Origin of the sequence: Novosphingobium kalidii, from assembly GCF_040534015.1 — a bacterium.
GTDB classification, from domain to species: Bacteria; Pseudomonadota; Alphaproteobacteria; order Sphingomonadales; family Sphingomonadaceae; genus Novosphingobium; species Novosphingobium kalidii.
The window spans coordinates 1-13,758 of the sequence record NZ_JBEWLY010000022.1 but is presented as its reverse complement, the minus strand read 5'-3'; the positions used below and the strand labels follow the sequence as shown (position 1 = coordinate 13,758).

General features: G+C 62.7%; 17 protein-coding genes. 13 read left to right on the top strand and 4 right to left on the bottom strand.

The annotated features are described in order from the left end of the window. Positions 1–83 precede the first annotated feature (83 nt). Entirely contained in the window at positions 84–557 is a 474-nt protein-coding gene (locus ABVV53_RS13640) for a hypothetical protein (protein ID WP_353984973.1), read from the bottom strand. Between the two features lie 237 nt (positions 558–794). Between ABVV53_RS13640 and ABVV53_RS13635 the strand changes: the two genes are divergently transcribed. Then, the gene (locus tag ABVV53_RS13635; RefSeq protein WP_353984972.1) at positions 795–1,106 is read left to right on the top strand and encodes a hypothetical protein; all 312 of its coding nucleotides are present in this window, start codon (positions 795–797) and stop codon (positions 1,104–1,106) included. Positions 1,107–1,159: 53 nt separating this feature from the next. On the opposite strand, the gene ABVV53_RS13630 is transcribed toward ABVV53_RS13635, so the two are convergent. Then, complete coding sequence (locus tag ABVV53_RS13630; protein ID WP_353984971.1) at positions 1,160–2,017, bottom strand: DMT family transporter; 858 nt, start codon at positions 2,015–2,017, stop codon at positions 1,160–1,162. Between the two features lie 119 nt (positions 2,018–2,136). On the opposite strand from ABVV53_RS13630, the gene ABVV53_RS13625 reads away from it, so the two are divergent. Then, complete coding sequence (locus tag ABVV53_RS13625; protein ID WP_353984970.1) at positions 2,137–3,555, top strand: aminotransferase-like domain-containing protein; 1,419 nt, start codon at positions 2,137–2,139, stop codon at positions 3,553–3,555. Positions 3,556–3,630: 75 nt separating this feature from the next. Here the strand turns inward: ABVV53_RS13625 and trpS are convergent, their stop codons facing one another. Next, positions 3,631–4,641 carry a tryptophan--tRNA ligase gene (trpS, locus tag ABVV53_RS13620; protein WP_353984969.1) on the bottom strand — a complete coding sequence of 337 codons (1,011 nt, stop codon included), beginning with the start codon at positions 4,639–4,641 and terminating at the stop codon, positions 3,631–3,633. A 193-nt stretch (positions 4,642–4,834) separates the two neighbouring features. Here trpS and ABVV53_RS13615 point away from each other — a divergent pair, with 193 nt between their 5' ends. From ABVV53_RS13615 to ABVV53_RS13570, 10 genes are all read left to right on the top strand, one after another. Beyond that, positions 4,835–5,371: an AAA family ATPase gene (locus ABVV53_RS13615; protein ID WP_353984968.1), complete on the top strand. Its 537-nt coding sequence runs from the start codon at positions 4,835–4,837 to the stop codon at positions 5,369–5,371. A gap of 177 nt (positions 5,372–5,548) precedes the next feature. Beyond that, positions 5,549–6,346: a DUF6683 family protein gene (locus ABVV53_RS13610; protein WP_353984967.1), complete on the top strand. Its 798-nt coding sequence runs from the start codon at positions 5,549–5,551 to the stop codon at positions 6,344–6,346. A gap of 424 nt (positions 6,347–6,770) precedes the next feature. Next, entirely contained in the window at positions 6,771–7,004 is a 234-nt protein-coding gene (locus ABVV53_RS13605) for a hypothetical protein (RefSeq protein ID WP_353984966.1), read from the top strand. Between the two features lie 439 nt (positions 7,005–7,443). Continuing rightward, a complete protein-coding gene (locus ABVV53_RS13600; protein WP_353984965.1) occupies positions 7,444–8,316 on the top strand; it encodes an ArdC family protein in 873 nt (290 codons plus the stop codon). Between the two features lie 143 nt (positions 8,317–8,459). After that, a complete protein-coding gene (locus ABVV53_RS13595) occupies positions 8,460–8,729 on the top strand; it encodes a hypothetical protein (protein WP_353984964.1) in 270 nt (89 codons plus the stop codon). Continuing rightward, positions 8,726–10,006, top strand: coding sequence for a Fic/DOC family protein (locus ABVV53_RS13590; protein ID WP_353984963.1), 1,281 nt, complete (start codon positions 8,726–8,728; stop codon positions 10,004–10,006). The genes ABVV53_RS13595 and ABVV53_RS13590 overlap by 4 nt, the downstream gene beginning before the upstream one ends. Before the next feature lie 294 nt (positions 10,007–10,300). Continuing rightward, complete coding sequence (locus tag ABVV53_RS13585; RefSeq protein WP_353984962.1) at positions 10,301–10,690, top strand: DUF3768 domain-containing protein; 390 nt, start codon at positions 10,301–10,303, stop codon at positions 10,688–10,690. A 9-nt stretch (positions 10,691–10,699) separates the two neighbouring features. Then, positions 10,700–11,062, top strand: a complete 363-nt coding sequence (locus tag ABVV53_RS13580; protein ID WP_353984961.1) for a hypothetical protein — start codon at positions 10,700–10,702, stop codon at positions 11,060–11,062. 378 nt (positions 11,063–11,440) lie between these two features. After that, on the top strand, positions 11,441–11,614 hold the full coding sequence (locus ABVV53_RS13575; protein ID WP_353984960.1) for an antitoxin: 174 nt from the start codon (positions 11,441–11,443) through the stop codon (positions 11,612–11,614). Next, positions 11,602–11,871: a type II toxin-antitoxin system RelE/ParE family toxin gene (locus ABVV53_RS13570; protein ID WP_353984959.1), complete on the top strand. Its 270-nt coding sequence runs from the start codon at positions 11,602–11,604 to the stop codon at positions 11,869–11,871. The genes ABVV53_RS13575 and ABVV53_RS13570 overlap by 13 nt, the downstream gene beginning before the upstream one ends. Before the next feature lie 519 nt (positions 11,872–12,390). Here the strand turns inward: ABVV53_RS13570 and ABVV53_RS13565 are convergent. Next, the gene (locus ABVV53_RS13565; protein ID WP_353984958.1) at positions 12,391–12,831 is read right to left on the bottom strand and encodes a GNAT family N-acetyltransferase; all 441 of its coding nucleotides are present in this window, start codon (positions 12,829–12,831) and stop codon (positions 12,391–12,393) included. Positions 12,832–12,973: 142 nt separating this feature from the next. Here ABVV53_RS13565 and ABVV53_RS13560 point away from each other — a divergent pair, with 142 nt between their 5' ends. After that, a complete protein-coding gene (locus ABVV53_RS13560) occupies positions 12,974–13,717 on the top strand; it encodes an SDR family oxidoreductase (protein WP_353984192.1) in 744 nt (247 codons plus the stop codon). The last annotated feature ends 41 nt before the right edge of the window (positions 13,718–13,758 follow it).

Here is a 13,758-nt window from a genome sequence, read left to right as displayed (position 1 = left end):
GGGCGCGCGACTGTGTTCGTACCGCAGCAAAGGCGCATTCCGCGCCGGAGTCCGGATAAACCGCCTCCGGCGCGAAGTGCACGTCAGGGGTTGACGGTCAGAGCCGCGCCCGTGTTGAGGTTGGCGTTGAAGTTGCAGTTGCCGGCGAAGTTCACCGAATTGAAGAAGAACGACGTGGCTTGGTTGCCGCTTTTCATGATTGTGAACGGCACATTGGCCGAGGTCGAGCAGAAGATGTTGGGGCCGTTTATGCTCAGGCCGTGTAAAACGCCTGCCGTGGCGGAGGTAACAGACCACGTGGTCGATCCCACCGAAAGCTGGTTGCAATTGGGGTTGGTGTCCCCAGTGCCACCAGAGATCGTCCCACCGGACGATGATGTGGTCTGGGCCTGCAAGGTCCAACCGCAAGGCCAGATGACATTGCCGCCCTGGGTAAGATTGCCGCCTCCCTTGAGAGTGAACGGATAGCTGGTTGGTGAGACGCTGGCCGCGAACGAGGGGCTGGCGAGCGCGAGCATGAGGCCCGCGCCGAGGCACGCTGTTAACGCCATCTTCATGGCATCCTCCTAATTTTTCTAGGTTCGAGGACCTTCAATGTCCTCGCCCGCGTCGTCATCGAGCGGGCATGGCCATTGAACCGCGCGCCCCATCACAAGGGAAATCACATTACCGTGAACGCCCGCGCCGCTCTGCTAGCTCTTTTGGGAATTGTCGTTGCTTCGACGGCAGCGGCTCCCTCTCCCGGCGCGGCTACGACCGTCGAGCTGCGGGGGCGTTGCGATTACCGGCCCGACGTGACGGAGAATGCCTTGCCAGGCACCGGCTTTGCCGTGTGCAGAACGGTCCGCATTGAGCAAAACGGCGCTGATAGCGTGATCGATTTCAAGAACTCGCTCGGAGGTTCGGAATTTCGCTATGAAGGGACGTGGACGGGGAACGGCATGTCGATCGCCCGTTTGTCGATAAGGAGCCGCGCGGCGAAGAATGCCACGGGCGATTGCACGATTTTTCGTGCCGCCGGGAAGATCTCCACCGTCACTTGCGTTGCCAAGGTCGATTGGAAAACCTTCGCCGCGAACTTCGAGGCTTCAAGAATCAACCCATAATTAGGTCGTAAACTCATAAGTTCGAAAGGCGAAAAGCGCCCAAAATCAGTCGTTCATGCGAAGCGTTTGGCACCGACGACGCACAGGATGACGACCATGGTGGACGCGATCATGGTCCATGCGACCGGCTCGCCCAGCACTAGGCCCGCCAATAGCAGCCCGAGGAATGGCTGTAGGAGCTGGAGCTGACCGACGCCGGCGATCCCGCCCAGCGCGAGGCCGCGATACCAGAATACGAACCCCAGCATCATCGAGAAGATCGAGACATAGGCGAAGCCCGCCCACGCGCGCCATCCGACCGCCATCACGTCTGTCGGCATCGTGGCGACGGCGAACACGGCCATGATCGGGAGCGCCAGCAGCAGCGCCCAACTGATGACCTGCCAGCCACCAAGCCGGCGCGACAGCGTCGCGCCTTCGGCATAGCCGAGGCCGCACAGCAGGATCGCAGCAATCATGAGGAGGTCGCCCGTCAGCGAGCCGCCGCCTTGGCCAAGCGCGAACCCAGCAACCGTAGCGGCCCCGAAGCCGGAGAAGGCCCAGAAGGCGGGGCGTGGCCGTTCGCCGCCCCGTAGCACCGCAAAGGCGGCCGTGGAGAGCGGCAAAAGGCCGATAAATACCACCGAGTGCGCGGCGGTGACGTGGCGTAGCGCCAGCCCGGTCAGGAGCGGAAAGCCAATAACGACCCCGATCGCGACGATGGCGAGCGGCAGGATATCCTTCCGTCTTGGCTTGGCTTGGCGCAGTGCAACCAGGAACATGGCCGCGAGCATCGCCGCGATAACCGCGCGACCGCCCGTAACGAACAACGGCGTCAGGTCGGCCACGGCGAGCCGTGTCGCCGGGAGCGAGCCGCTGAAGATGATGACGCCTAGCAACCCATTGACCCAACCACTGCCGAACTTGCCCATACAACCTCGCTTTCGCGATCCGGGTAGAGCGGCAAACGGCGACGCGACAGAAACAGCTCCATACAAAAGCAGAAAAGTGTATGGAGACGATCGACAGCACACTTCATGAAGCAGGATTGATGAGGCAGCGGGCGGCTACCTTGACCGAGCAGTTGATGGACGCGATCCGCAACAGGATAGCCACCCGCGTTCTTGGTCCCGGCGATCGACTACCGTCCGTGCGCGCGTTCGCCGAGACGATGAGCGCGTCGCCATCCACCGTCGTAGAAGCTTATGATCGCCTTGCCGCCGAGGGCGTGATCCGCGCGCGGCGCGGTTCGGGCTTCTATGTCACGGGCGCCAACATTCCGCCGCTCTCGGTCGGCGAGATGGGGCCACGCCGCGAACGCGCCATCGATCCATTCTGGGTATCGCGTCAGTCGCTCGACGCTGACGCGACGATGGAGAAGCCCGGATGCGGGTGGCTCCCGGCCGACTGGATGCCCGGCGCGGCGCTCCGGCGCGGCCTGCGCGCCATTGCGCGCGCCGATACCTCGCTCCTGTCCGACTACGGCAGCACGCGCGGATCGCTGGCATTGCGCCGGCTGCTGCTGGGCTGGTTCGCCGACGAAGGCATCGATGCCGACCCGGAACAACTGCTACTCACCGGGTCGGGAACGCAAGCGATTGATCTCGTCTGCCGCTACCTGCTGCATCCCGGCGACACGGTGCTGGTAGACGATCCCGGCTATTTCAACTTCCAGGCCCTGCTTCGCGCGCACCGGGTCGAGCTGGTCGGTGTCCCGTACACCTCGACCGGGCCCGATATCGCAGCTTTTGAGGCGGCACTGACCTCGCATCGACCACGCCTTTACATCACCAATTCGGCGCTCCACAACCCGACCGGCGCGACGATATCTCCCCAGACCGCGCATCGGCTGCTCAGCGTCGCGGCGCTGCATGATCTGACGATCGTCGAGGACGAGATCTTTGCGGACTTCGAACCCTCGCCTTCTCCGCGCCTTGCTGTCCTTGATGGGTTCGATCGCGTGATCCGGATCGGGAGCTTCTCGAAGACCCTCTCCGCTGCGGCGCGCTGCGGCTACATCGCGGGACGCGCCGACTGGATCGAGGGGCTGGTGGACCTTCAGGTCGCCACCAGCTTCGGCGGCCCGAGTCCGCTTGCGACCGCGCTGATCGCCGACGTGCTGGCCGGCGGGAGCTATCGGAAGCACATGGCGGAGCTTCGCAGCCGCCTCGCTCGTGAGCGCGATCGGACGGCGGAGGAGCTTGCGCACCTTGGGATCATCCCGTGGATCATGCCGAGAGGCGGCTTTTATCTGTGGTGCCGGCTTCCGGGCGAACTGGACTCGGCGGAAGTCGCGCGCCACTGTATGGACGAGGGTGTCGTCCTTGCCCCCGGTAACGTGTTCAGCGTGTCGCAGTCGGCAGCTTCGTTCCTGCGATTCAATGTCGCCCAGACGGCAGGCGAACGAACCTACGCCGCGATTCATGCCGCCATCAGCGTGCTTCAGAAGCGCGCGGAAGCCGAGATTTAAGAGACCTGTTCTCTTCTCGATCGTCCTTCCCAATCGGGAAGAGCTACGCACATGCTCCACCCAAAGGCGACACGATCAAAGGCGGAAAAGGCCCAAGCCGTCGATTACCTCTGTCTTAGTGCGTTCCGTGACTTCACGGCCCCGTTTTGCGCCAGCGCGCAGTATGTCGATAATGGTGTCGGGGTCGGCGCTCAGCGCAGCCCGGCGCTCGCGGATCGGCGCGACGATGGCTTGGAGGATGCCGGTTAGCCGGCGCTTCAGTGCCATATCGCCCAAGCCACCACGACGATAGTGCGCTTTCAGCTCGGCGACCGCTTCCGCGTCGGGGTCAAAGGCATCGAGGTAGGTGAACACTACGTTGCCTTCCACCTGTCCCGGATCGGACGCACGCAGATGGTTCGGGTCAGTATACATGCGCTGCACAACTCCCTCGATCTCGGCATCGCTGGCTGATAGCGGGATCGCGTTGCCCTGCGACTTGCTCATCTTCGCCCTACCATCCACGCCGGGCAATCGGCCGGTGGCGGGGATCAGCGCCCGTGCTTCGGGCAAGAGCGTGTATCCGATCTGGCGGTTGAGACGGCGGACCAGTTCGTTGGTCTGCTCGATGATCGGTGACTGATCTTCCCCGACGGGGACCACTGTCGCCTTGAAGGCCGTTATGTCGGCCGCCTGGGCAGCCGGGTAGCAGAGGAAGCCAGCGGGAATGTCGCGACCAAAGGCACGCGCCTGTATCTCATCCTTGATGGTCGGGTTGCGCTCCAGGCGGGTTACCGACACGAAATTGAGATAGAGAAGCGTCAGCTCGGCCAACGCCGGCAGCGCGGATTGCAGGCAAATCGTGGAAATGGCCGGGTCGATCCCGACTGCGAGATAGTCGATCGCGACCTCAACCACGTTGCGGCGGACCTTGCCCGGATCATCGGCATTGTCGGTCAAAGCCTGAGAGTCGGCGAGCAGCACGTATTGCCGATGGGTATGTTGCAGCTCCACCCTATTGCGGAGCGAACCGACATAGTGCCCGAGATGCAGTGCGCCGGTTGGGCGGTCGCCGGTGAGGATAATGGGGTGGGAAGGTGATGGCATCGGACAACTCTCCAAGGGGTTGCCGCTGCTGTCGTCGGGAGTGCTGAAACCTGGCCGCCGAAAGCAGCGGGCCGGGTCAAAAGGGGTATGACAGGCCGCGCTTAGATCGCGGGCCACCAGCGTTGCGAAACAATCAGCATCCGGTTTGTCATTGGGGCATAATAGGGGAAGCGAAGGGTTAGGCCAAGAAACTATGACCGATCATCTTCACGTCATCACGGGCGGTCCCGGGTCTGGCAAAACGAGCCTGATCGACGCTCTCGCCGCTGAAGGCCTCCGCCACATGCCGGAGGCTGGCAGGGCGATTATTCAGGACCAGGTGGACATTGGCGGCACCGCTTTGCCGTGGGACGATGGCGAAGCCTTTGCTGCGTTGATGCTTGCATGGGAGATGCGGTCCTACCGCGAGGCGGTGAATGCTCCCGGCCCGACTATCTTCGATCGCGGCATCCCCGATGTAATCGGCTATTTGCGGCTATGCGGATTGCCTGTTCCAGCCCCGGCGCTGCGGGCGGCCGAGCAGCGGCGCTATGCTAGGAAGGTTTTCATAGCTCCGCCTTGGCCGGCAATCTTCGAGCAGGACGCCGAGCGCAGACAGACGCTGGCGGAAGCCGAAGCTACCTTCCATGCCATGGTCGATGCCTATTCTAACTTGGGCTATGAGCTTCTCATGCTCCCGCTCACGTCAGTTGTGGAACGGGCAAGGTTTGTTCGCGCGCAGATCGCCTAGCTTTCCAATTCTCGATCCTTGCTGGGACAAGGAAGGGCAGGAAGCGCCCATCTTCCGTCGTTTGCAGCGAGCAGATCGGACGCCAAAAGCGGACCATCCGCAGTTGTCACACGATCGCAGAACAGGCCGGTTAGGGAGGCCCATATGCCGATGCCGCAACGGCAGGGAGGATCATTCATGGGCAATTTGATGCGCGCAGCGATTGTAATCCTGTTTGGCCTTTCAACAGCGGCGCAGGCGCAGGATTTCCCGATGATGGACTGGGGCCCTATCATCCAGACTGAGGCCATGAACAGCGCCGTGGACGAGATCGGCCGCTCCGAGGCGAAACGCGCGGGGCTGCCTTATCCGGGTGATCCAAGGGCTGCCGAATCGGCCAGTTCTGTCCGCGCATCCCTGGCACAGGGCTTGGCCAAACAGATCACGGACGGCGGCGCGCCGGCCCCGGCGGTCATGGCCGACTACGCACCCAACTCCGCCGTCCGGCAGAAGCTCGCCGGCATTATGGGCGACGCGGCGGCGAAGCATGATCGGGCTAAGGGCGAAGAGATGCGGCAGCTCGTGCTGTCCGGCCAAGCGGTGACCGAGTATGAGCGGGTGGCCCCCATGCTCGGCTTTCGCGCGAACGATGCGATCGATGCCTACGCCTTCTACCTGCTGGCTCAGTGGGGTGTAGCCAGCAATCACCGGGCCGACGTCACCCGCCGTCAGGCAGCGGGCGTGCGCCGCCAGGCGGCCAACGCCTACGCCGGGATCGCCGGCCAGCTGGAGACGGACGCGCTGCGGCAGGAGTTCGCCGAGATGCTTGTTATTCAGGGCATCATCCTGGCCGGCGTCCACGAAGCCGCCGTGCGCAGCGGCGACGATGCAGCAAGCGCGCGCTATGCGGCCCTCGCCCGTCGCGGCGGCGAGATAATCTTCTCGATAGACCCCGCCCGGATTGACCTCACCGACACCGGCTTCCGAATAAAATGAAGTAGAGGGCGACGCCCGATCCGCCGCCTCGGGCACTTCGCCCTGCCGATCACCTGAGTTTGAACGAAGGTCCGCTTAGGTCGCCTTGGTGTTCCAAAGCGGCCGGGCAGCTTTCCACCAATCTCTGCCGTTCGGTTTGTAAGTCTACGGCCTAGTGCGCCCTAGGGCGCGCCTCTCAGGGACAGGCGGTGGCACGTGCCACCGCCCGAGATGCGGGGTGTCGGCTCCGGGGATGGGTTTCGCTCTGTTGTCGTCCCAGTGTGGCATGGGTGCGCGGCGCCTATCAAGGATCGGCGGTTCCCCCAATTTGCTGCGCAAATCGGCTCCCCCACCGCCCGCTAACGCGGCCGCTTCGCGGTCCTGGATAGCCGCCGCCAGAGCCCATGCCGACCGGTCACTCCCAACAACGCAGAAGGAGAACCGGATGCACGTTAAATTGTATCAAGCCCTGAAATCGGTTAATGTGTCGGACGACGCAGCAGCCGAAGTTGTAGATGCTGTTGAGGAGTTTTTGGCTGTGAAGATCAATGAAGCCACCAAAGGACTGGAAGCCAAGCTGGATGCGACAAACACCAGACTGAATGCGGTCCTGTTCCTGATGGGCACGCTGACGCTGGTGATCGCCGCGGCAGCGGTGGCAGGCCAGATCATCAATTGACGCATCGAGGGAGGCTCCGGCCTCCCTCTTTTTACGCCGCTTCCAGAATAGCGCCGCCAATGCCGGTTGCACCGGCCCCCTAGATCGCTACCGGCGATTTTGCGCTGCGGGCGAGCTCCTGCCCCCCAGGCATTGTTCCCCGCAGCGCACCATCACCCACAATGAGCGGCCCAGGGCCGCGCTCCAATCTCCGACACCTGCCACGTTAGATCGTGCGGCCCTACGGCCGCGCGCCATCAGTGGTGGCACGTGCCGCCAGTGGAACAGCCGGGGCTCCTGCCCCTCGTTCCCGGAAGCGAAATAGACAGGGCCGTGGCTCGCTCCGCTGCGCCCGCACCAACCCCGTCGATTTCGCTTCCCCCTCCCCACCCCGCGCCTCGCCGGCGGGTCAGAGCCGCAGCCAGCAGGCAGGCGGCTTTGACAAGCAGGAGTGAGGAAAATGCCGAAGAACACCAACCGCGTCGATCTCTATCAGGCAGTCACCGACGACATACTTTCGATGTTGGAGGCAGGCACCAAGCCTTGGGCGAAGCCGTGGAGCGGCGGGGCCACGATCCCGCTTCGCCACAACGGCATTCCCTATCGCGGAATCAACATTCTCAGCCTTTGGGCGAGCGCCATGCGGCGCGGCTTCGCATCGCCTTACTGGCTGACTTTCAAGCAGGCGCTGGAGCTGGGCGGCAACGTCAAGAAGGGCAGCAAGGGAACCACTGTTGTCTATGCCAACAAGCTGGTCATCAAAGACGAGGAAACCGACGACGAGCGCCGCATTCCGTTCCTGAAACGCTACACCGTTTTCAACGCCGAGCAGATCGAAGGTGTTGATGGAAAGTACCCGTCCCCGCCCGCGATCATCAGCAATCCCGACACCCGCGACGAGGAGCTGGAAGTGATGTTCGGCCGCATCGATGCCGACTTGCGCCACGGCGGATCGGCAGCGTTCTATCATATCCGCGACGACTACATTCAGATGCCGGCATTCGAAGCTTTCCACACCGGCGATGACTACTATGCTACCCTCGCCCATGAGGCGACGCATTGGGCCGGCGCTGAACGCCGCCTCAATCGCAAGACTCTCACGTCAACGTCCCGTGCCGACTACGCGCGCGACGAGCTGGTTGCCGAGCTGGGCGCAGCATTCCTTGGCGCGACCATCGGATTCAAGGTCGAGGAACGGGAGGACCATGCGGCCTATATCGAGCATTGGCTTTCCGCGCTGCGCAACGATAAACGCGCGATTTTCGAAGCCGCGCGCGAAGCGCAGAACGCCGCTGACTACCTGCTCGCGATGATGCAGGAGGGGGGCGGCTGACGTCTCGCCCTGCATCGGCAAATCCGGTCAGGCCGCCGCGCAAGCGCGGCGGCCTGACGCCATGGCGGACAGGAAGCGAGTCTCTAGTGATTTATCTTCAAATCCCGGTTACAACCACAGGAGTAATCGGGGGAACGGAGCCCATGGAAGACATCCTGAAACGCTACCGCGAACGCATCGAAGCCATGGAGTTCGAGCCCCTGTCCGATGACGAGGCCTCCGCGCGCCGCGCCGCCGATGCCGAAGGGGTCGCTAGCGTCCGCCTTGAAGGGCTCGAGTTGACGGCGTTCGACGCCGCTTTCCTCGACATGCTCGCCGAATTTCGAGTCCCGCAAGAGCTGTCCAGCGCGCTCACGCTTGAGTTCACCCGCGACATGCTCGCCACCAACACACACGCGCGCCATGACGCATGAACGACCCATATACCTACCGTGACAGCGGCGTTTTGCAGAACAAGCTCGGCATTCGTGACGAGCGGACCCTGAATGAACGCGAAGCCCTTCTCACCGCCAGACGCTACGGCGAAGTCTTAGCCGCGCGCACTCCGCCCGCGACGAACACCCGCGCCTATCAGGATCTCCACCGCCAGCTCTTCCAAGACGTTTATCGCTGGGCCGGTCGATTGCGCATCGTCGATATAAGCAAGCCCGGCAGCACCTTTGCCCGCGCGCATCTGATAGAAGCCAGTTTAGACCGCGAGTTCAAGCAGCTTCCCAACCACGACACGCTGCGCAAGATGGACGCCGACCGTTTTGCGGATACCATGGCGCGTCACCTCTCCGAGCTGAATGCCGTCCACCCGTTCCGCGAAGGGAACGGGCGGACGATGAGGCTGCATTTGCAGCTTCACGCCATGGCGGCCGAAAAGACCGTCTCCGTTCAGGCTATCGACCGCACAGAATGGCTCGAGGCGAGCCGAACCAGCTTTCTCACGGCCAACCACGCCTCGCTGGCGAAGATCATTCGCGACGCCATGGAAGGCGAGCGGCAGAAGGTCGAGCCGATCCGCGGCGCTGCCGGCATTGCCATGCCGCCGGCGATGGACTTGCTCTTGCCGCCCGGCACCAAACAGACAATCTCGGTCGACCAGGCCAAGCAGCAGATCGAACGCTATCTACCGACCGCACAGGTAATGTCCGCGCGGCAGCATGAGCAGCTTAGCCGTCTCGGCCAAACATCGAACGACATGCGCCAGCTCGCCGAGCGCGCCGCCCAGGAGGTCGCCTTTCTTCGCGATCCCAAGGGGCCGTTCCACCATCTGCAACTGATCGAGCAGCGCCGCTACGACAAGTTCGAGGTCAACTGGTCCGAAGGGATGGACCCGCTGCAGCGTGTTCGTTCGATCAGTGCCGGCAGCGCCGCGTTCCTTTCCAAGATGGCGGAACGCGACGTGAAAGCCGCCGATCGCGCGCTTCACCTTTCGCCGATGCCGCGCGGCGTTGGCCAAGTGGAGCGGCGCCTTGCCGATCAATTCATGAAGAACACGGCGGACGAGAACCGGGCCGATCCTCGCCTCGCGCCTTTCCAGCTCGCCGTTGAACGGCAGATCGCCGATGCTCGCGCGGAGGGCGCGACAAAGGCGCAGCTCGTGAAGGTCGCCGACAGCGCCAAACGCTCGGTCGCCGAAGACCTGGCGCACGGCAAGACCCCCGAGAAGATCAACGACAAGCCCAAAGGCCGCGAGCGTTAGTTTGCCCCGGTGATAAGGAGCGGCCCCTGGGCCGCGCACCAATCTCCGGCACCTGCCACCTCAGATTGAGCGGCCTTGCGGCCGCAGCGTCCCTTGCCGTGGCCTGTGCCGGCAAGGGGAACACCAGGGCGCCGCCCTTTCGTTCCCGAAGCGGATTAGAACAGGGCCGTGGCTCGCTTCGCTGCGCCCGCACCAACCCCGTCGAATCCGCTTCCCCTCCCCAACCCGGTCCTCGCCGGACCGGCAGAGCCGCAGCCCGCAGGCAGCGGCTTCGCCGAACAGGAGTGAGGACAAATGGCTTATACCGAAGTGCAGATCGCAGAGATCGCGGCGCTCAATGACCTTGCGCGCGCCGCCATGGGCGTGACGAGCAAGGTTGTCATGACGCAGGGAATTGCGGCCCTCGACGACGCAACGCGTTCCCGAGTTTTCGAGCTGGTCGAGACGTTCAACGACTTCACGCCCGATAACGACCCTCACGGGGAGCGCGACGCCGGTTTCCTTTACCAAGACGCGAGCGGCCAGTGGCGCACCCGCTGGACGAGCGAGGTCGAGAAGCCGGCGCTCTCGGTCATGTGGAAGATCGACTATTACGACCGCGCGCTTGAGTTTGGCAGCGAGGAACCTTGGAACCCCCAAGTTACCAAGCGCGTGCTGACCATCCTTCTCGCCAGCGAATACTAGGGGGGACCGATGACCCATCATTGGACCGAGGAAGCGGGCGAGATTGCCAATCTCGCCCGCGCGGCCGACGCCATCGAGGTTGCTGGTTGCCGCGAGATCGAGGGCGCTGTTGAGCGTTGCGACGGTATCGGCCGCAAATGCGATTATGCAGGCGGCGGCCGGCGTCACCGGCGCGTTGCTAGGGCCTGCTCGTCCAGCCACCGGTTTGCTGCGGCGGGGCCGTCCTGCAGCATCCTGCGACGATACTCGGCCTTGTTGCGAGAGAACGCGGCTTGCCGCTCGGTCTGTGAAACCTGCCGTGATGACGTGGTGTGCCTGGGCGCCTTGGTTTGTCTCTCACCCGGCCTGTCCGTGACCATGTCCTGTTGGTGACGACGCAGCGTTTCGTCCCGAACTGAGTCGAGATGCGTGCCTAAGTAATCCTGCGCGGCTACAGGGCTAGTGGTGGCAAGTAATGTCAAGGCGATGGCGATAGTTCGCATTGAATTCTCCTACATGTCTGGGCCTCCACGGCGCGAAGTGCTGTGCCTTACTGCCACCTGCCGCCCCCGGTTTCAACGAACGTCTCCGGCAGGTGGAAAGTTTGCAGGGCGACGGTCAGGACCCCGTCTTGGACGTCGGACCATTCGACACCATCGGGGCCCGACGAGGCTCGCGCCTGTTCGCCGACCACGCGCGCGAGCCGGCGCTGTTCCAGGGCGCGGCGCGGTCAACGATGGATTCCTAGCGAGAATGCGCTATATTGGCGGCATGAACGCTGAACGCGCCCTCTACGAAGACCCCGATGCGCTCGACTTGTCGCGCAAGCGTGCCCTTGCCGACATCAAGGCAGGACGGGTGGTGCCGCACGAGGCGGTGAGGGACTGGCTTAAGACCTGGGGCACCGCCGACGAAAAGCCCATGCCGGCTGAATGGCTCAAGTAGTCTGGACGCGCGAGGCGCTGTCGGACGTTGCCGCCATTCGCTCTTACATCGGACAATTCAATCCAGAGGCCGCGGCTCGCTTCGCCGAACGGCTGATCGAGGCGGGTGATAGCCTCGCCGAATTTCCCGCTAAAGGCCGGAGCATCGGCCATGGCTTCCGGCAGTGGTCGCTTATTCGACCCTATCTCATCCGCTATCTGGTCGACGGTCACTACGTCTACATCATCGACATTGTTCATGGAGCGCAGAACGCATAGGCCCTCCGCGCTCGTCTGATCGACACACGCCGACGCTGTTCCCTGGTTGTTCCGTTTGGCGCATAAAGGCGCGATGGCCGCCAACTACCATCGCCCGAAGCCGATCGATCCGATTTGGTATCGGCAGGGCTGCTATATTCGCATCCGCTGCGCGTGCGGCCGCTCGGTTGTCGAACCCCTAGGGGACTTCGCGCGCTCGCGCGGCATCCGCTTCGAGATACACATATACAAGTTGATCGACCGTCTCCGGTGCAGCCAGTGCGGCGGAGCGCCGTCCGCCGACGTGACGCTCTATCGCAACGGCAACTAGGGGGTCAGTACATAGAACGGACCCAGATATACGCTAACGATCGGCAGTGACGGAAAACCTCGAAAATCGGGTTTCCGCCACTCGCGCAAAGCGACAGGGTTTGTCGGACATGCTGAACCTCGATTAATGGCCGCGTCCGTGGCTTCTCGGCGGTGCCATCGGAAATCATGTGATTTCCGTCAGGGGCAGAATCCAAAAGGGGACAGCCATCAGAGGTTTTTATTATAACTAACAAAAAGCGCTTCTCTGACCCAGCCATCTGCGTCGTAAAGAGCCTGTGCACTTAGGTTGTCGTTCGCCGTGGACAAAGATAACCGCAGCGCGCCAATCTGACGGGCATAATCTGTTGCTGCCGACAGCAACGCCTTAGCGACGCCCCGCTTGCGCGCTTCCGGGATCACAAAAAGATCATTCAGGATTAAAGTCCGCATCATGCGCGTCGAAGAGAAAGAGGGGTAGAGTTGCGTGAAGCCTAAGCCCGCCTCCTCATCATCTGCGATAAAGATAACGGATTGTTGATGCTCGAAGCGATCAGAAAGGAAGCGTCGAGCCGCATCAACGTCAGATTTCTGACCGTAGAATTGGCGATAGGCATCAAACAGTCCAGTAAGCTGTGACAAATCTACGAAACTGGCCTGACGAACCTTCAATGCACCCTCCTTGAATCTGGGCGCGGCCTATCTTCACGACCGTTCTTTCACAACCCTGCTCAAGCTGCTTGATCGAAAAACGGGTAATTCCCGGCGTTACGCTGAATTTTGACGCGGCCGCAGGCGGTACTATGGGCAACATATGAAATCGGTTCTTATCACTGGTGCCAGTCGAGGGATTGGACGGGCTACAGCAATCCGCGCCGCTCGGGAGGGTTGGTCGGTGGCGGTGAACTACCGAACCGATCGCATAGCAGGCGATGCCACTCTGGCCGCCATACGAGACGTGGGCGCGCAAGCTGTCCTTGTTCCAGGCGACGTCACCTCTGAAACCGACGTCGCTCGGATGTTTCGGGAAGCCGAATCGGCCTTGGGTGTGCTGACGGGTGTGGTCATAAACGCGGGGATCGTCGCGCCTTCGCTGCGCCTCGTGGATATGGACGTGGACCGGCTACGGCGCATGTTCGAGGTGAACGTGCTCGGTGCCTACCTTACCGCTCGCGAGGCGGCGCGAGTACTCTTGCGCGGCGCGGGGGGCGCAGGCGGCTCGATCGTTCTCGTTTCCTCGGCGGCGGCGCGTCTCGGCTCGCCCTTTGAGTATGTCGATTATGCCGGTTCAAAGGCCGCGCTCGATACTCTGGCAGTCGGGCTGGCCAAGGAGCTTGCGGAAGACGGCGTTCGGGTCAACTCGGTTCGCCCTGGCATTATCACAACGAATATTCACGCGAGCGGCGGACAGCCGGACCGGGCCGAGCGCCTGGGCTCCGGCACTCCGATGGGACGCCCCGGCCTTCCCGAAGAGGTTGCCGAAGCCATCGTTTGGCTGTTGAGCGACGCGGCATCCTATGTGACGGGCTCGATCCTCGACGTCAGCGGAGGTCGCTAGGGCCACGAAGCGGAGGGTGACGCGCGGCAATCAGGTGTTTT